The 19601-nt window shown below is 37.1% G+C and carries 15 protein-coding genes; 12 read left to right on the top strand and 3 right to left on the bottom strand.

The window, feature by feature from the left end:
• Positions 1-511 precede the first annotated feature (511 nt).
• From N7Z68_RS22215 to N7Z68_RS22200, 4 genes are all read left to right on the top strand, one after another.
• Positions 512-793 carry a YhdT family protein gene (locus tag N7Z68_RS22215; protein ID WP_275120641.1) on the top strand — a complete coding sequence of 94 codons (282 nt, stop codon included), beginning with the start codon at positions 512-514 and terminating at the stop codon, positions 791-793.
• The gene (gene panF / locus N7Z68_RS22210) at positions 790-2244 is read left to right on the top strand and encodes a sodium/pantothenate symporter (RefSeq protein ID WP_275120640.1); all 1455 of its coding nucleotides are present in this window, start codon (positions 790-792) and stop codon (positions 2242-2244) included. Before N7Z68_RS22215 ends, panF begins: the two co-directional genes overlap by 4 nt.
• A 20-nt stretch (positions 2245-2264) precedes the next feature.
• Positions 2265-3509 (top strand): M20 family metallopeptidase, encoded by a 1245-nt coding sequence (locus tag N7Z68_RS22205; RefSeq protein ID WP_275120639.1) that lies wholly within the window; start codon positions 2265-2267, stop codon positions 3507-3509.
• Positions 3510-3832: 323 nt separating this feature from the next.
• Positions 3833-8260, top strand: coding sequence for a leucine-rich repeat domain-containing protein (locus tag N7Z68_RS22200; RefSeq protein ID WP_275120638.1), 4428 nt, complete (start codon positions 3833-3835; stop codon positions 8258-8260).
• A gap of 128 nt (positions 8261-8388) precedes the next feature.
• On the opposite strand, the gene N7Z68_RS22195 is transcribed toward N7Z68_RS22200, so the two are convergent.
• Positions 8389-8697: a YciI family protein gene (locus N7Z68_RS22195; protein WP_275120637.1), complete on the bottom strand. Its 309-nt coding sequence runs from the start codon at positions 8695-8697 to the stop codon at positions 8389-8391.
• Between the two features lie 373 nt (positions 8698-9070).
• Between N7Z68_RS22195 and N7Z68_RS22190 the strand changes: the two genes are divergently transcribed.
• Together N7Z68_RS22190 and N7Z68_RS22185 are read left to right on the top strand one after the other, a co-directional pair.
• Positions 9071-9808, top strand: coding sequence for an NERD domain-containing protein (locus N7Z68_RS22190; RefSeq protein WP_275120636.1), 738 nt, complete (start codon positions 9071-9073; stop codon positions 9806-9808).
• A gap of 322 nt (positions 9809-10130) precedes the next feature.
• Complete coding sequence (locus N7Z68_RS22185; RefSeq protein WP_275120635.1) at positions 10131-11192, top strand: tartrate dehydrogenase; 1062 nt, start codon at positions 10131-10133, stop codon at positions 11190-11192.
• A 137-nt stretch (positions 11193-11329) separates the two neighbouring features.
• Here N7Z68_RS22185 and N7Z68_RS22180 read toward each other — a convergent pair whose 3' ends face one another.
• A complete protein-coding gene (locus N7Z68_RS22180) occupies positions 11330-12040 on the bottom strand; it encodes an L-2-amino-thiazoline-4-carboxylic acid hydrolase (RefSeq protein WP_275120634.1) in 711 nt (236 codons plus the stop codon).
• A gap of 664 nt (positions 12041-12704) precedes the next feature.
• Between N7Z68_RS22180 and N7Z68_RS22175 the strand changes: the two genes are divergently transcribed.
• Positions 12705-12896, top strand: coding sequence for a BshB3 potential contributor to bacillithiol synthesis (locus tag N7Z68_RS22175; protein ID WP_275120633.1), 192 nt, complete (start codon positions 12705-12707; stop codon positions 12894-12896).
• A 248-nt stretch (positions 12897-13144) separates the two neighbouring features.
• A complete protein-coding gene (locus N7Z68_RS22170) occupies positions 13145-13570 on the top strand; it encodes a hypothetical protein (protein ID WP_275120632.1) in 426 nt (141 codons plus the stop codon).
• A gap of 389 nt (positions 13571-13959) precedes the next feature.
• On the opposite strand, the gene N7Z68_RS22165 is transcribed toward N7Z68_RS22170, so the two are convergent.
• Positions 13960-14814, bottom strand: a complete 855-nt coding sequence (locus tag N7Z68_RS22165; RefSeq protein WP_275120631.1) for a methyl-accepting chemotaxis protein — start codon at positions 14812-14814, stop codon at positions 13960-13962.
• Between the two features lie 531 nt (positions 14815-15345).
• Here N7Z68_RS22165 and N7Z68_RS22160 point away from each other — a divergent pair.
• The 4 genes from N7Z68_RS22160 to N7Z68_RS22145 all read left to right on the top strand — a co-directional run bounded on the left by N7Z68_RS22160 (position 15346) and on the right by N7Z68_RS22145 (position 19153).
• A complete protein-coding gene (locus N7Z68_RS22160) occupies positions 15346-15789 on the top strand; it encodes a hypothetical protein (RefSeq protein ID WP_275120630.1) in 444 nt (147 codons plus the stop codon).
• 483 nt (positions 15790-16272) lie between these two features.
• Positions 16273-17151 carry a thermonuclease family protein gene (locus N7Z68_RS22155; RefSeq protein ID WP_275120629.1) on the top strand — a complete coding sequence of 293 codons (879 nt, stop codon included), beginning with the start codon at positions 16273-16275 and terminating at the stop codon, positions 17149-17151.
• A gap of 869 nt (positions 17152-18020) precedes the next feature.
• The gene (locus N7Z68_RS22150; protein WP_275120628.1) at positions 18021-18680 is read left to right on the top strand and encodes a DNA alkylation repair protein; all 660 of its coding nucleotides are present in this window, start codon (positions 18021-18023) and stop codon (positions 18678-18680) included.
• A 125-nt stretch (positions 18681-18805) separates the two neighbouring features.
• Positions 18806-19153: a hypothetical protein gene (locus tag N7Z68_RS22145; RefSeq protein WP_275120627.1), complete on the top strand. Its 348-nt coding sequence runs from the start codon at positions 18806-18808 to the stop codon at positions 19151-19153.
• Positions 19154-19601 lie beyond the last annotated feature (448 nt).

Below are 19601 nucleotides of genomic sequence, written 5' to 3'. Positions count from 1 at the left end.
TGTAACTACACTTATGAAAGTGATAGATGCCGATCCATTACACATAATTAGGAGTGGACCAGTTGAAAATTGACTTACGTGTTCAATTCATCTTGTTCTAGTTGATCCTTTAACCTTTCAATTTCACCGGCGGATAGGTTTGTTAGATCCTGGATCTCCTTCATTGAGTATCCTTTTACGAGCATCTGTAATCTATTCTAACCTTATGTAAAATGAAGCCCATTTTGATTTTCACGTTTTGTCTAATGCGTTATATGGACGACTAGTTTAAAATAATAGTTAAAATATTTGTAAAATTCATACAATTATACTAAAATTCAACCAAAGTGGTTGAAGGACATTTTAAAATTTTTGTATTAAAAGAAGGTGTTCGATTAAGCAGAATAGTAATATATCATTATCGGAATTTTTCCACAAATTTGTCTGCAAAAATGATTGTCATCCATATTTTTGTTTAATCCAGCTTTTCTACTATTTTAATAGTCAAAATTTTAGGTGAAGGAGTAGAGATATGAGTAAAATTGATCAAAATGATCCTCGATTTAAGATTGCAAACCGTGAAGCCCTTATTGGTGTTGGTCTCGTTATTTTTAATTTTGTATGGTGGTTTGGTTTTGCATACGGTTTAGGGTCTTCCCCAGTTGAAGAATACAGTTATGTATTTGGCATGCCTGCGTGGTTTTTTTATAGTTGTGTTGTTGGTTTTGTTGTAATGGCTATTATTGTCATCATCATGGTTAAAAAGTTTTTTGTAGAAGTCGACTTTGAGGATGAGCAGGAGGGGACGAAATGAATTGGCCTGTCATTATTCCATTACTCATCTTTTTAATTGCGATCTTTATTGTTGGTTTTTGGTCTTCTGGACATCTAAAGAAGTCGAATGACTTTTTACAAGAGTACTTTTTAGGGAGTCGTGAACTTGGGGGCTTTATTCTTGCCATGACCATGATTGCTACGTACGGTAGTGCTAGTAGTTTTATCGGGGGCCCTGGTGTTGCTTATACTCAAGGGTTAGGATGGGTTCTTCTAGCAATGGCTCAAGTAGCCACAGGATATTTTGTATTAATGGTTCTCGGTAAAAAGTTCGCCATCTATGCCCGAAAATATAAAGCAATTACACTCATTGATTTTTTACGTAACCGTTATGACAACAGTAAATGGGTCGTTTTATTATCTGCTTTTAGTATTATTGTCTTCCTCTTTGCGGCAATGGCTGCGCAGTGGGTTGGCGGTGCTCGATTAATTTCCTCGTTAACTGGATTGAATTATACTTCGGCTTTATTCATTTTTGCTGTGGCGGTTCTCATATATGTAATTATCGGTGGCTTTAGAGCGGTAGCCGTTACCGATTTACTCCAAGGGGTCGTCATGTTTGTCGGTACGTTAGTTATCCTCGTCGGAACGATCATTGCTGGTGGCGGGATTTCAAATATTATGGCAGACCTTGTGGCTGAAAACCCTAATCTTGTCACACCATTTGGTCATGATGGTGGGTTATCACCCGCTTATGTTTCTTCCTTCTGGATTTTAGTTGGTGTTGGGGTTTTAGCTTTACCGCAAGTAGCTGTTCGTGCCATGTCCTATAAAAATTCAAAGGCAATGCATCGTGCGTTAATTACCGGAACCATTGTTGTTGGTTTCATCATGTTAGGTATGCATTTAACAGGGGTATTTGCAAGAGCCGTCATGCCAGGAATTGAAGTTGGAGATACCGTTATGCCGATGATTGCAATGGAAGTATTACCTCCTTGGCTGGCAGGAATTGTACTAGCTGCGCCAATGGCTGCCATTATGTCTACGGTAGACTCCCTATTGTTACTCGTCAGTTCGGCAGTCGTAAAAGATGTGTACTTGAACTATGTCAAACCGAGTGCAACGATGCAACAAGTCAAGCGAGTCAGTTTTGGTGTGACTGCTGTTTTAGGAATTCTTGTTTTTACGATGGCGTTAAGTCCTCCTGATCTACTCATCTGGTTAAATTTATTCGCATTCGGTGGCCTTCAAGCAACTTTCATTTGGCCAGTTGTTATGGGACTGTATTGGCAACGAGGGAATAAGAATGGTGCCATTGCATCGATGGTCGTTGGGATGAGTGCTTATATCGTTATTCATACGTACTTCCCGAATGTCTTTGGTTTGCATACGGTCGTATTTCCTATCGTTCTCTCTTTTATGGCTTTCATAGTGTTTAGTTTATTAACGAAAAAAGCATCCATCTCTAATGTAAGTGAGTTGCGTGCGTAATACAAAAGAGGAGGAATTTCATGCCGCAATCGTTAGAAAACATAGAAAAAAGAAGAATAAGAGATCGTCAAGAGGTCATAGAGTTAACTCAAAAAATCGTTCAAATTCCAAGTGTGTACCGGCCGGGGGTTGAAGGGGGGAATGAGGAGAAAGTCGCCTTATTTGTTGCTGATTACTTAATGAAATTGGGTATTGAAGTACATGTGGAAGAAGTTGAACCTGGAAGACCAAATGTCATAGGGATTATCGATTCCGGGAAACCGGGTCCTACTCTTCTTTTTGAAGGGCATACCGATGTGGTAACAGAAGGTGACATTGATGCTTGGGAATATGATCCGTTCGGTGCTGTTATTCAAGATGGACGGATGTACGGTCGAGGAACGAACGATACGAAAGGTAATTTAGCATGTATGATCACAGCGGTTCATTCGCTTCTTCGAGATCAAGAGGAATGGTCAGGTAAGATCATTCTTTGTATCCCATGTGATGAAGAAGGAATGATGATTGGCATCAAACATTTTATAAAGCAAGGTTGGGCAGAAGGTGTGGACGGGGCGATTATTTGCGAACCCGAAGAAAACCAACTGTGTATTACTCAAAAAGGAGCCATGCGTGTAGTCATTCGCGTCCAAGGAAAAATGGCTCATGGCGCAATGCCTTTAAGTGGAATTAACCCAAATACTCGAATGGCGAAAATTATTTGTGCACTCGATGACTACGAAAGTCAAGAGAAAACGCGATTAGGTCGCCACGAATTCCTTGGCTGGCCAAGTATTACCCCGACGATCCTGCAAGCGCCTGTAAAAGGCGACGCACAAATTAATGTGGTTCCGGATCAATGTATGACAACCCTAGACATTCGAACCATCCCGGGACAATTTCATGATGAAATCGCAAGAGAAATTCAAAGTATACTAGACAATCTGGCTAAAGAAGATCCCGACTTCAAAGCTGAGTTTGAAGTGATAGAAGATCGTCCTTGGACCGAAACAAGCAAAGAGGACCCCGTAGTTCAAGCATTAGCTGAAGCGTACCAAAAGGTTACTGGAAAAGAACCTTATTATAACGGGGTACCTGGAGCGACAGATGGAACGTTTCTTCATCTAGAAGGTATTCCTATCGTTACAACTGGGGCTGGAGATCGCGAAGTTCCTCACCAAATCAACGAATATGTGGATATTGAAGAGCTAGCCGAAACGACCGAAATCTATCGAACAGCTGCGTTGATTTTTCTGAACGGGAAAAATTATAGAGGTGACGAGTGAATGGTAATTTAGAAGTAAATAACCATTCCATGAAATGGGAATGGTCATAGGGATAGTCATAAATAAAGCAACAAAAAAGTGTAAATATACGGACTTCCTCACGAAACAGCATCTTCTCACCGGAAATAAATGCAATTTGGAGTGCTTTATTAGTACTTACCTATTTCTAGGTAAGTACTTTTTGTTAGAAATTTACAACCCATTAGTTTGATATATAAAGTATAATGTACACATTGGATATTATTTGGAAGGTGCGAATGGTTTTTTTACGAAATAAAATGTAAAAAGGTTCAGCGCAAAAAATGAAGAAAGGGGACAGTTACTTGAAACGAAAACAGTCAGGCTTTATTTTGTTTTTAATTAGTTTACTAGTCTTTCAGTCTTTAGTTGTGTCCGTATCAACGATTAAGGCTGAAGAAACTGGTGATATCTTATTAAATGCAGAATATGTAGAAGAAGAGGGAGTTTTATTGAATTGGTTATTAGCTGAAAGTTTGAATATAGAAAACTTTTCAGTAATTAAAAACCATCAAACTATCGACATATCAAACAGTCAGCTTGAAAGTTCTACTGAGGAAGGGTACCTTTTGCATCAATACCTTGATCAGGACGTATCTGAAGAAAATACGTACACTTATGAAGTGATTGGGTATTCAGGGGACGAAAGCGAGGTTTATAGTAACCAAGTGAGGATCTCTATTTCCAACAAGTCACAGGGAACTAGTTCAGATGATGAGAAGGAAGAAGCATCAAGTAATCCAAAGTATGATGAAGAAGAGTCTCTAATATGGATCAATATAGCAAAGTTGACTGAAAAGTCGGCACTCGTTCAATATCATAGTGATTATAGACAGAGTGTGGTAGGGCACTATCGCTTATTTCTAAATGATGAACTTCTACTGACTACTTCTGACTTTGAGGATAATGAGTATTTGCTTACTTCATTAGAACCATCTACAAACTACACCATTACTTTCATAGCCTATGATAAAGATGGTGCCGTGTTAGAAGAAGCTGCTCAATCATTTACAACATGGGATGAAACATCAGGAGAAACCGTCGACATCCCTGACCGAGCGCTATATTTGGAAATCGTTGAGACACTGGGAATTAGTGAGAGAGACCTAACCACATCCGATATGAAAAAGTTAACTACATTACGAGCTAATCGTTTAGGGATAAGGGATTTAACTGGATTGGAGTTTGCACAAAATTTGTCAACACTTCAACTCTCCAATAATTCCATCTCCAACTTTCAACCGCTTGAAAGTTTAACCGAATTAAAAAATCTCGATGTGAGTCGTAACGATCTAACGTCTATTGAATTTATTACGGATTTAAATAAACTTGAAAATCTAAATCTAGTGAACAACCAAATAAACAATATTGAACCACTTTTAAATCTAGCTAACTTAAGGTTTGTCTCTATATTAAATAACCCTCTTGAACCGACAGATGATACAACGATGCCAGCAATCGATGTCATTAAAAAGTTGGAACAGCAAGGTGTTAGTGTAGAGTATGGTGACGAAGACTTTGATAATGGTGGAGGAGAAGAGGAGGAAGAAGAGCTTCTCTATATCCATACGAGGAATATTACAGATTCTTCGGCCACTATTTCATGGCATAGTGAACAACACTATCCGAAATATGTACTTTTTGTTAATGGAGAAGAACTAGCAACCTTTACTGATGAAGAAGACTATGCCAATTACTATCATCTGAAAGGTCTACAACCGGCTCAAGAATATGTTGTGAGAATAGTTGCATTTGATAACGAGGGGTCTATGGTAGCTGAAAAAGAGGTATCTTTTACTACATGGGAAGCGCCATCAGGGACAGTTGCTTATATCCCGGATGATCAACTACGGCATGCTTTTAGACAAGCTCTTGGAATACAAGATCGAGAGTTGATGACTTCTGATCTATTACATTTAGAGCGTTTTGAACTCTATCATGAGGCCATTGAAGATTATACAGGGCTAAATTTAGCCGAAAATTTAACGTCATTAACGATTTATTATAGTGAAATGGAAGACTTAACTCCTGTAGCTTCATTGAAAAATTTAACCTATCTTGAGTTAATTGGTAACAGAATTACGAACCTAGAGCCATTATCGGAACTATCGAACCTTCGTTGGCTTGATATGACCGATAACCGTATTTCTGATGTAAATCCAATTAGCCGATTGACGCAGCTAGAATATCTAAACCTTGGCGGTAATCAAATTTCTGATATTGCGCCTTTAAGAGAGTTAAAACAATTGTATGATTTACACCTTAGTAATAATGAAATCGAAGAAATTACTATGTTATTGGATTTACCAATGCTATCTTATGTCAATTTAAGTCATAATCCACTAGATATGTCCAATCAATCTGAAGCAGTAGAGATCGTAAAAGCTCTATTAGAAAAAGGAGTTCATGTACAAATCATTCGTTATTTATTTAATATCTCGGAAATCACCGAAACGTCTTTCACTCTTGCCATGGCAGGGTCTGATGAGAATTTGGAAGAGCAAATCAGTGACGTTCAAATTTTTATTAATGACGAGTTACATTCTGTGCATGCTCCCAATACACACTACACGATTACGGACCTTCACCCAGACTCCGAATATGACGTCATGATCAAATACTTTGATCTCATTTTAGAGCAGTGGAGACATCATTGGTTTTATGTGTATACTTCTGCACAGCCATCAGGTGAAGAAGTGATTTTTTATGATAAGAACCTTGAAGAAAATGTACGGGATCATTTAGGTATCTATGACAGGGCTATCCGTGAAAGCGATATGGAAAACCTAAATTACATTAATCTTTCAAATCAGGAGATCGTTGCTTTAAACGGTTTAGAATATGCAATAAACCTCCAGTCTCTTTACGCCAATGGAAACCAAATTAAGGATTTAACACCTATTACTGAATTAAAAGATTTGAGAAATATTGATCTAAGTCAAAATGAGTTAGTAAATATCATTGGCTTAGAACAATTAAGTAATGTAACCAGTATCTTCTTATATAACAATCCAATTGATTATTCTGAAATAGCTAATCTAATGACAATGAGAGCATTGCTAGATAAAGGGGTTCATCTTTACATTGATCGTTCGAACTCAGAGGGGTTTAATGTAATTTCGGAAGAATTGGTGGACTCGATTAACCTGCAATGGGATCATAATCTTGAAAACATTAGTCATTTTGAACTGTTCTTAAATGGACAATTCGTCGCACAAGTCGATGCAGCTACTGACACTTACACATTTGAGCAGCTAAATCGCGATCAAATGTATATGGTAGAAATAAGTGTACGTGGACAAAATGACGAAGTAATTGGATACTACGTTGGGAATCACTACACTCATTTTTCTTACAGCTTCTTTGTCACGAATCCGACAGAAAGTACAGCAACCTTCAACTGGTGGTATCCTTCTCCTATAAAATCTGTAGAAATAGTACTCGGTGATAAAACAATAACAACTATAGAAGCTAATAAAAAATCGTACTTCATGCAAGGCTTAGAGCCAGATCAAACATATGAGCTTAAAATACGAGCGCTAAATGAAAATAATGAACTCATTCAAGAGCATTACTACACATTTTCGACGAACTCACTGCCTACTGGCGACGTTGTGAATGTCGCAGATGAAAACCTGAAACAAATGATAAAAGAACATCTCGGAATTTTTCATCGTGAACTTTATGAAACCGATATGGAGCGTCTTACTTGGTTACATGCCGCACATAGACAAATTACCGATTTAACAGGATTAGAAAAAGCCGTCAATTTAGAAGGACTAGTCTTATGGAATACGGGAATTAAAGACTTAAGCCACTTAGAACAACTGACTCACTTAAGGATATTAGAACTGAATGAACCGAATATTAGCGATTTCAGTTTCTTATCTCAACTTGAGAATTTAGAGTCTTTATCTGTAAAACGATCAAACGTTAATCCGCTACCGTATATTCATGAGAACGTAACGATCCTAAACATTAGTTTTTCGAATGTAGATAATTTCTCAGGATTAGAAAGATTGATAAACTTAAGACAAATAAATCTATCGGGACTGCAAATAGAGGATTTATCCTTCTTAGGGGATTACCCCCAACTAGAAGCCATCCATTTAAGTCATAATCCGATTACTGATATTTCCATCCTACTTGACTTAGAGCATTTGCAGTATGCTCGATTAGCTAGGACGAAGTTAGACTTAACGGATGGATCTGAAGCTTCAAATGTGATTGATCAACTCCAACAGCGCGGGGTTTGGGTAAGCTTAGGGGACTATTTTTCAATCGAAATAACCGAAGAAGCAGTCACTGAAAATTCAATAACGCTTGATTGGGATATCCAATTAATCGGAGATGGTTTTAGTGCCATCCTAGATGTAGAGGTTCACCTAGATGGGCAACTTATAGATGTAATCGATTTCGATTTTGATAAATCGTCTTATACGTTGAGCAACCTTGAACCGGGCCAGGAATACATGATAGAGATTATTATTTTGGTTCACGGAGAGCCTGATGGTTCTACTAGCCAAACCGTAACAACACTATCAAACGAAAATGAACAACCCGAAGTGCCAGACAAGAAAGAGAAAAATAAGAAAAAGGATAAGAAACCAAATTCGGGTCTAGGAAAGGGTAAAAATCAGCCCAATGTTCAACCTGTACCTCCAAGAAATCAAGTGGCAGTTGAGCGACTAAAAGAGCTTAATACAAATAGTAGACTTGTAAGAGAACGATAATAGCATGTCCCTCGTTTTTAAACGGGGGGCTTTTCCTGTTAGAAACCTTCGTTGACAATTAAAGGGAAAAGTAAAAAAGTACCAAACGATTTTATTCGTTCAGTACTTCTTTGCGATGAGGGCAACCTTTACCCCTCATAAAGCTTCATAAAAGTTGGTGCAACTTTACATGGCTGTACATCAATTTTTTGCCATACGTTTTGAATGACATACGGTTCCACCTTCAACCATTCATCCAGCGCCTCTTTTGATGGATAGTCAACAACCATAACAGAACCAATCATTTTTCCTTCATCATCCAGAAGAGCAGCCCCATATAAATGCTCTCCTTCTTTAAATCGTTCCTCTACACCTTGTAAATGCTCATCCCTAGCACCTAATCTTCTTTCAAGGGCTTGTTCATCCGTACCGTCATAAGCAGTAATTATAAATTGCATCGGTTAAAACTCCTTTACTAGTTTTTTCTATGTATTTCTAGTTCTTCTATTCTATTTTACAATAAAAAATTACTTTTGTATGAATCAACGTTATAAGAATAATAATGAGTAATTTTCTTGAACTTTTACAATAACTTTGACGAAAATTTACATGAAATGCCTTTTTATTACAGTTACAGAACGGTATAATGGGACTAGTTTTAATTGGGTATGTTTTCCTAAAAATATAAAAATACTCTTTTCATAGACACTTATCATTAAATAACTATTGCAAGTTCGGGAGTTAAAAGAGTATGTGAACTAGCGGGACTAGCAAAATTGGTCCTAAGACTTGTACTTGTTGTATTCTACTAAACTTGGAAGGTTGATTGGATTGGAAATTCTAATTCCTGCATTATTTATCTTAGCTATCGTTTATGCACTATTTAAACCACAGATTAAAGGCTACCTAGGTGAAAAGGCTATTGCTACGTTTCTAACTCGGTTAGATTCAGAAAAGTATACGGTTATAAATGATGTTGTATTAAATGTAGCTGGCAAAACATCGCAGATTGATCATGTTATCGTTTCGAACTATGGTGTTTTTGTAATTGAAACGAAAAACTACAAAGGGTGGATTTTTGGCGATGAAAAAAGTCAGTACTGGACCCAAGTTATTTATAAGAGAAAAGAAAAATTTTTTAATCCTTTGCGCCAAAACTACGGTCATATAAAAGCACTTGAAAATGCTCTCATCAACTTTGGTCAACTCACCTACATACCGATAGTCGTTTTCTCAGTAAATGCCACACTGAAGGTAAACGTTACGTCCGATGTCGTATACAGCGTAAATCTATTGAAAACGATTAATAAATATAAAGAAGAAACGCTTTCAAACAAACAAAAACAACAAATTGTGAACCAACTGAATGCAATAAATAATCACAAAGATAAAGCTTTAAAGAAACAACACGTCCAAAGCATTAAAGACAATCAAAAAACAGTTCAACAACAAGTGAAAAATAACATCTGTCCAAAATGCGGAAGTCCCTTAGTAGAAAGAAAAGGCCAAACAGGTCCATTTAAAGGATGTAGCAGCTTTCCAAAGTGTAGATTTACAGCAAGTGCATAGTAGGAGTAGGAGATTTTTTTATAGTTACACTAGTTATAAGGTCTGTCTCAATTAGTAGAAAAGGGCAGATCTTTTTTTTATCTTAAAAGAGTTTAGTATAGTCGTTTCGTTAAAACTTTTAAATCTAGCGAAATCACTTCAGTCTTCCTAGAATAACTAACCCCATGCTATAATAAAAAATATCCGATCTTTCGATAGCCGAAACAATATAGGCTAAAAGGCGTTTGTTTTGATTGAGTGCTGAAATACATAATCTAAGGAAAGATCCAAATCATGGCTGTATAGAAAAAAAGAAAACACTTAATTGGCAGGGGGAGAAGAGATGAAAAAAATCAAATTATCTGTAATACCGGGGGATGGGGTCGGGAAGGAAATTATGCCCCACGCTGTTCGAGTAATGGATACAGTAGCAGAAATTCATGGTGGATTATCGTTCGATAAGGTTACATATCCTTGGAGTTGTGAGTATTACTTAGAGCATGGAAAGATGATGCCTGAAGACGGTTTAGACCAATTAAAAGATAGTGATGCCGTCTTTTTAGGGGCAGTTGGTAATCCGCAGCTTGTTCCAGACCACGTGACGTTGTGGGAATTACTAATAAAAATTAGAAGAGAGTTTGAACAGACTCTGAATATAAGACACGCAAAGCAAATTCAAGGTATTCAATCGCCGATTACGAACCCAAATAACTTTGATATTATTGTTGTTCGTGAAAATAGTGAAGGGGAGTATAGTGAAATCGGTGGAACGATGCATAAAGGACCAGATGAAATCGCAGTCCAAAATGCGGTCTTTACACGAAAAGCCTCCGAAACGGCAATGAGATATGCGTTTGAATTAGCCAAAACGAGAAAGAACCATGTCACGAGTGCAACGAAATCAAATGGGATCGTCTATTCGATGCCGTTCTGGGACAGAGTGTTTAACGATGTAGCTAAAGATTATCCTGAAATCGAGACCGCTTCTAATCACATTGATGCATTAGCGGCGTACTTTATTACTCGCCCGTCTAGCTTCGATGTGGTTGTTGCAAGCAATTTATTTGGTGATATTTTAACGGATATTAGCGCAGCTATTATGGGCAGTATCGGGATTGCGCCTTCCGTGAATTTGAATGTAAATGGCAAATACCCATCGATGTTCGAGCCGGTTCATGGGTCAGCACCTGATATTTATGGAAAAGGGATTGCTAATCCGATCGGACAAATTTGGACAGGTAAAATGCTTCTCGACCACTTCGGAGAACACGAAATGGCTGATCTCTTAATGAAATCGATTGAAGCCGTCATTGCAGAAGGTATTAAAACTCCGGATCTAGGAGGAAGTGCATCAACCGAAGAAGTGGCTGATGCGATTGTTGCTCAGTTGAGAAGATCTAATTAGAAAATGCTTGAGAGCAATGCAATAAGGAGACCATCCCCAAGTAATCGAGGGGTGGCCTCCTGTTTTTATGGCTTATTTTTATAGGTTCCGTTAATACGGATTGTTGCTGTACATGCTATTTTAAGTCATTTGAACGATTAATCTTGTTTCGACTTTTTCTCTAATTTGAAGTTAAAATGGCAGACGCCTTCTTTTAAAACGTATTGATCATGATCGACTTCAAAGTTGGGGTTATAGCCTTTCGCAACAGCAGGATCAATCATCTCACAATATAAAATCCCATATTCGTGCATGTTATCATCGGCCCATTGCTGACCAAACGGGCATTTCGTAAAGGTTTGCTCAATGGATTGAGGTTTGAAGATGTTCTCAAATTCAAACAGCTCACTTCGACCCATATCATAGTTTGATAGATAATTTTCAATCGTATTCGGTTTCCCGAGATGTGCGGCCCTGTGTGCAATTCCCTGGCCACGTTCTTCTCCAAACGTACGAACACCTTCTCTGATTATATCTTTACCTTCATCCCCATACACATCTACAACGGCTTTAGTAATTTGCGCAAATAACTTTGCCATTAGACTATAGATAGTTAGGTCGTCATACTTATGCATTTGATCAAACTCTATTGGAATATAATCCGCTAACACATGAACTTCGCCTTCGCGTGTCGCTTGTTCCGCGATATCGTATGCCTCTTGATACCCGAAGCTTTCTAAGCCTTGTTGCAGCAACGATTTTCCCTTTGTACCGTAAGAGGAAGTAACGGATTTCTCTATGTGAGTAAACAGTTTTGCTGTAATTCGATACATCGATAACGGTGGTAATGGAGTCTTGTTTGTTTCCATCTCGCTTTAGCCTCCTAGCCTAGTTAGTTATTATTCTATTATATCTTTATCATTTAAATCATTCAATTCATATAAAGATTAGAGGGATTGATTGGGGTTTTCATTATTAAGTCAAAAATAGGGGGGAGCAGTTCTCCTTATTAGTGGGAAACAATTATGGGAATTGCATCTTTCGGGGGGGACATGTTTTAATGAAAGAATGTAGTTACGAAAAAAACAAATTCTAGCACGACTCGAATGGCAATAGCAGAGTATGAACGCGTCATCATTGCTAAGAGGACTCTGAGGCCCTTATTTGATCAAATATGAACACTTTTTACTGTTTAGGGGACTCAGAAGCCCTTATATCTTAAAATCTAGCATGAAATCACATAGATTAGCTAAAATAAGAGCCTCTCAGTCCGCTAAAGTCTGGAAAATGCCCGATTCACCGAAAATAAGGGCCTGTGAGTCCGCGTAGAATTGGTCAGTTGAGAATATTAAAATGGTTAGTTGAGACGGTTTAAATTTGTTGGTTTATTCATAAAAATAGGTAACATCAGGCACTAGAATTTGTGGTCTTCAAATAGTGCTCGATAAATAGTTTCATATGCATTAGCAATCTTTTATATACATGAGAAATCATTTTGAAAAAGTAATCTTTTGGACAGGTGGGTGAGGCGATTTGGGTATTTTAATAACGATCATTATTATTATTTGTCTTGTTGGTTTTTATATGACGATGCAAGTGACGAAAGAAGATGGTTCCAGTTACAATAGTGAAAAGTCTGCGAGAAATATGACGTACGTTTACGTTTTAGCACCGGTGGTAGTGTTAGTTTTAATTGTGATTATTTCATTAACTGGTGGTTTCTAGGGGGCTAGCTTCTTTCTAAGCAAATGTTACCTTTAGTTTTTTTGATAATTTTTGGCTTCTGTTTGCGCCATACATCGAAAAGTAATAATTGCTCAATGAAAATTGCGAGATCGCTCCAGATAGAGCGGTCTTTTTATGGTGAACAGGATACATTTCATACAATATAAAATTTACCAATTGGGGCACCCTAATGCCATCAATAGATTAACGTTAGTACTAAACATACTCATAAAGTGAGGCGTATTTTTATGAAGGTGAATGTCAAATGGCTGTTTATAATGATTGTGGCTTTCAGTTGTTTAAGTGCCTATACTGTAAGTGCGGAAGATTCAAATGGTTTTGGGCGACCGAAAGCGATAACTTTTACAGGAGAAAATCAAAATTGGCTTGTTGTCCACCAAATGTACCTGATTGGAACTGAAGTAAAAATTCAAACCCAAATTAACTATAAGGGCGATGATGAAAAAATAAAAAATCGACCTTTATTGCACTACTCGATCTTTGATGAGGGAACCAATGTGTTTGGAACCTTTTCGTTGAACCATTCAAACATCTATCAGAGTGAAAAAACGGAATGCAGCGGTTGCAAATTTTTAGATAAGAAAAAAGAAGTGACATTTATCATTGGGGAGTGGGAAGAGTATGAAGAGCGAATAACTCTTAGACGAGAATAGTTCAGAGTATAATACCATTTCGACAACGGCGGCTGCTACGGTGGTCGTCTTTTTGTGATTAAAAGTCTTTTAAGATGGATGTAACTTCATATGGAATACCAACGTCTAAAGTTATAGTTTTAGCCAAGTTGTAGGATGGGCCCTTTATGGTGTGGCTTTCGTTATAACTAATTTATTTGTCATTGGGGTTTTATATTTCGTAAAGAAGAGAACAAATACCGTATAACCAAAGGGGAACAAGGAGATGGAAATAAACGTAGGAACAGACCATAGAAACGGTCACTGTGATATCCCCATATGAATATAGGAGCTGCCCCATGTGTTTATGATGAGGCAGCTCTGAGCATTTGTTAATTTCCGCGACAAATTTTATTCTGTTGCGCTATCTGCTATAATTCCGATGCATATTTGTTAAGTTCTTTACTCATTTTTTCAATATCATCAATGAAAGATGAGATTTCTTCTGTTGATAACGCCTGTTCACGTCCTACAGTAACGACCTTCTCTATTGCTGTTGTAATTCCATTAATCGATTGCTTCATGTTTGTTAATGTATTACTAATTTTTTCTGTAGATGAAACCGTTTCGTTTGATAGTTTTCTAATTTCTTTAGCTACTACATCAAAGCCTCGCCCTCTATCGCCAGCGCGTGCTGCCTCTATGGAAGCATTCAACCCTAATAAATTTGTCTGGTCAGCAATCTTTTTTATAAATTTGATCACTTCATCTGTACTCTCCATTTGCTTGGATGCTTGATGCGACTGGTCAAGCAGTGAATTACTTATATCAGAAAGGCCTTCCGCGCTTTTTGATATTTTAGCAATCCTCTCGTTAGCCTGAGTAATTGAAGTCAAGATTTGATCTGCAATGCTTCGTAATTCTTTTTCATTTTGTTCTTGGATTTGAATAGCTAGTGCACCAATAACTTCATTTTTTACAACGATAGGTGCGGCTAATCCTTTAAATGGAAACCCAAAAAATTCAGCAGGAACCTCTTGTTCAATGATTTTATTATTCTTGATACAATCGGCTAATGGTTCCTCAGGGTTAATTTTTATTCCCTTTTTTACTCCAAGATTAATTTTTCGCCCAGGAAAATAGGCAATCCATTCCTCTGTATTGGATATCCCAATTCCTACATCAGGGAGCATGGAATGAATTAGGGGAATTACTTCAAGGTATGCTTCTAATTTTGCTGAGTGTTCTTCCGTAGAGTTGTTTTTGACTGTCGTTACTATTGTCATAAAATAACCAATTCCCTTCTCGTACTTTAATACTATTATATTATAACTATTTAGGTAGTTTTGGCTAATAAAACGAATGATAACGATGACATTGAAACTTTTTGTTAGTCCTATCCGTAAATTATACATATATTAGAAGATTGTATGTTAGGGTAAGAATTAACTAGCGAGAAAAAGTTGATGGGTAAAGGGGAAGAGTAACTTGAAACAATTTTTAATCAAAGTATTGGCAATTTTAGCCATTATAGGTCTATTTTCACTGATGAATTGGATTTTTATGACACAAGGGTGAAGCGATGGAATAAGAGAGTGTTTCTTGTAGTGAATGATTGAATAATTGAGGATTGAGCTAGTTTAATAGGGAAACTTTAATGTTAAAGGCTGAATTTTTTAATTGCAGTTCATAATAAAACGGTTTATTTTTGGCGTAGTAATCTTAATTGATCTCTGGTTTGGGATAAAAGAAAGCTCCTTGCCAGAAGATCTTCGAATGATAGAATGAAAGACGCGGCGAAGGAGGAGGTAACGACCATGGTCTATGGAATAAGACCGCTTAGACTATCAATGATTAGTATGATTTTTGTTCCCCTTTTATGGAGTGTATTAGTCCAGTATTATGGATGGTCTTTTTCTACATTTTTCTCGGTATTATTCATAGTGGTTGCATTAGGTTCCATTCGATTTAAATTAGAAATTAACGATAATCATTTAGTATATGAGGTCTTCATTCTTTTCAAAATATCCATTATAAAAAAAGAAATACACCCTTCGGAGGTCGCTCATTTAAAATTTACACGAGTCGGATGGGCTAAAAAAGCCGCCATATTAAAAACTAACAAAGGAAGCAATATTAGATTAGTAGTTTTAGAACCACCTGAAGCCTATGAACATTTAATGGAGTTCGCAGTCAAGCATGATCTAGACATAGTTAAAACAAAGGATTACTTGATTTTGGAAAGGTATTATAAAGACTGAAATTAGATGCTTGCATGGCAAATAAAGTATTAGTGAAATTTTAGGGCACTGAGAGGCCCTTATTTTAATATATTTCACCATTTTTGAGATGTTGGGGTACTCACAGGCCCTTATTTGCTACTAGTGAGGGGGAAACTATAGATTTTTTGCTAGATAAGGGCCTCTCAATGCCTTATCAATGTCAAATCCTTGATTTTTGCACAAATAGGGTCCTCTCAGTGCCTTATTATTGGATGAACATTGATTTTCTTACAAAATAGTGTTCTCAGTGCCTTTTCTTTGTAAATCATTAACTTTTCAGGGATAGCGTCCTCTCAGTCCGCCTAGCTAATATCATCGCTCAATCCTCGTTGACCTCTAATCTCCTATTTAATTCAATCCGGATAATATAGTATGATATAAAAATGACACTTACAAGAGATACCTAGAAAAATAGATGGGTGTCATTCTTAGCATACATTTTATAGGGGATTGGGGTAAAAGATGAAAAGAACCGTTTTACTACTTTTTACTATTCTATTTTTATTAGGGTGCAGCGAGATACCAGAAGCGGAACCCGTTGAAAAAAGTGCGGAAGAGGTGCAGGAACAAGTTCAAGAAGACGCACCGACAGAAGACGAGCAAGCTGAAGACCAGAGCGAAGAAACTATCGATAATACCACAGAACTTTCTGAAGAAACGACTGCGGATACAGAAGAAGGAAAACAAGGCTTCATTCCAGCACATGTCGTTCGCGTTGTTGACGGTGATACGGTTATTGTAAAGCTAAGCAATGGTCAAGAAGAACGGGTGAGGCTGTTATTGGTGGATACGCCAGAGTCGGTTCATCCGAATAAACCCGTACAACCATTTGGTCCGGAATCAAGTCAGTTAGCGAAAGATATGATGCCGGTAGGAGAAAAAGTCTACCTCGAGATGGATGTCGGTGAACGAGATCGCTATGGCCGCTTGCTGGCCTATGTGTGGGTAGGGGACAAGATGTTCAATGAACTGCTCTTGGAAAAAGGGCTTGCCCGGGTTGCCTATGTGTTTGCACCGAATACAAGGCATGTTGACCGTTTTTATGAAATCCAGAAAAAAGCCCAGCAACAAGCTATTGGTATTTGGAGCATTGAAAACTATGCAACCGACCGCGGCTTTGATGAAAGTGTAGTAGAAGAAAAGAAAGAAACCGCTCCAACTGCAACACCAGCTCCAAAAGCGGGCTGTGACAATCCAACGATTAAAGGAAACCACAGTTCAAGCGGTGAATTCATCTACCACGTACCAGGCGGGCAATTTTATGACAGAACCAATCCAGAGGAGATGTTTTGTACAGAAGAAGAAGCCGTAGCGGCAGGGTATAGGAAGTCGAAGAGGTAAGTTTTATTATTAAGTATGAATATGAAAATTATAAAGGTCATAAAAGTAGGATAGAAGTTATCGGTTTACTTTTTTGATCGTTCAACGGGACTGTCTTCATAGGGGCAGTCCTTTTTGGTGTTTCACTTGCAATTTTCTTAAACTCTTTTGCCTAAATAAAGTCTAATGATTTATCTATGGACGATTTTGTCAATAGCATTTTACTTTTTTCATACATAAAGGGCGATCTGATTGTAAATGTTACCGAAATGTTAGCGGGTATATCTTCAGTCAGTCTAGTAAAAGTAGAGGTTGAGCGTGACGTCTTTATTTTAGGGTACTGAGAGGCCCTTATTTCACCTGAAAACGAATAATTTAAGTCATTAGGGCACTCAGAAGCCCTTATTCCCTATTAATCAAGGGAATTTTATAGATATTTTGCTAGATAAGGGCCTCTCAGTGCCTTATCATTTTTAAATCAATGATTTTTTCACGGATAAGTGCCTCTCAGTGCCCTATTAATTGATAAACCATTGATTTTTTCACTTATCAGGGCCTCCCCAGTCTAGATAACTCAAAAGGACGAGAGAAACTAGCAACAAAGATCAATTTCGACGAGAAACAAAAAGGTGGTTGGAATTGCATATATAGGTAAGTATAAGATGCTATTTTGATAAGTAAAAGATAAAATAGTATAAACGGTGTGGAACATTTTGTTAAACAAAAGTATACGGTTGTCAAATAAAGTTCTCTTTTTAAATAAAAATAAATGAATTGAATTAACGAGATGAAATACTGGAAGAGCTGGGTGTCATTCCGTAACAGCCCTCTTTTTGATCTAAAGGTCAGAATAACACAATAACATAATGATGGTATAGGAGTGGTACTTGATGAATATTCAAGACATAACTAGCGAATTTAAATTAATGGAGAATAAGGAAAAAGCAATAGGTATGTCAGCATATATGAGGAATCGGTTTGACTTTTTAGGAATTCAAACCCCAGAAAGAAGAAAGATTACTTCGAAATTATTCAAAGAGTGGCTAGTAGGTAAGAAACCTATTGACTGGAATATAGTTTTTGACCTTTGGGGGCAGTGCGAGCGGGAATACCAATATGTTGTGATTGATTATTTAGTGAAATCCAAGAAATACTTAGTTGCTGATGATTTAACACAGCTAAAAAGAATGATAACTTCAAAATCTTGGTGGGATACGGTAGATTCCATCGCGAGTGGTGTTGTTGGGCATATTGTAAGGACATTTCCTGAACAGGCTAAGTTCATGGACGAATGGATTGAAGATGACAATATGTGGGTAAGAAGGACAGCCATCTTGCACCAACTATCATTTAAGGAAAATACTGATGAAGAACGACTGTTTTATTATTGTGAAAAGCATGCAGATGATACGGAGTTCTTTATCGCAAAGGCAATCGGTTGGGCATTGAGAGAATATGGAAAAACCAACCCACAATCCGTTATTACATTTGTTGAAAAAACTCCGCTTCAAAAACTTAGCAAACGTGAAGCACTTAAGCATTTGTGTTAAGTTCTAATTTTAGTGTGACTAACGTTGAATAGAAGAAAGTTCAAATCTATTTTTCAAAACAATTGATCAAATGGTTGTAACCTATGAATAGTCATTTTTGTAGGGATTCCTCTTAAAAATAACGGATGTATAGCGTAACAACTGCTATCGCTTATCGTGCTAACGAAGAGAAGATTTTAAATAAAGGAGGAGATTTTATCTATACAATAATAAATAGAATTTCAATTGCAGTGATTTTACTGATTCTAGCTTTATTTTTAGTAGATAAATCAATTTTAGGATTTAATTTTATAGGCGTTATCCCTTTTGTTTGTTTCTTCTTAGTAATTATATATATTAATAAATTAGAGGAAAAAGCTGAAATTGATAAAAAGGTAAAAATAATTGGTTGGATTTGTTTTTGTGCAACTGTATTTATAGGATTATTGCTAATCCTTTCGCTTCCTGAAATTTTTAATACATATCGATTTTAAAACAACAGGAGACGGCATTAAAATGATACACATGAGGATTGAATAGTTTTATTGTCATAGGTATGAGTGAATAAAATAATATTCTTCAACTATCGGTAAGCCTTTCTTAAATTATAATTAAATGAGAACATGATTTTAATTGTGGAGATAATTTCGTGTTTAAATACAATGTGTGTTTTTTAAAGAGTAATGACCGTATATTGTGTTGAATCGTGAAAAACCACCAATTATAGTTTTGGTGAACTCGATTGGGAGGGGATGAACGAAACTAAAAAGTTTCCTTTAACGAACCCTACTATCTAGGATGGAGGGGTTCTTTGCTCTAATAAATAAAACTTAAGAGAAAGCAGCGTCAAGGTATTCAATTTGACTGTTCGACCATAATAGCTTTCAACCCTGCAGAAGTGTGCACCGATAGTCGGGTCCCGTTTCTCCATAATTGATATTC

It is taken from the genome of Alkalihalobacterium chitinilyticum (assembly GCF_029028005.1).
Taxonomy (GTDB): domain Bacteria; phylum Bacillota; class Bacilli; order Bacillales; family Bacillaceae_F; genus Alkalihalobacterium; species Alkalihalobacterium chitinilyticum.
Note: the sequence above shows the minus strand (reverse complement) of the source record. Positions and strands in the feature narration are given on the sequence as shown.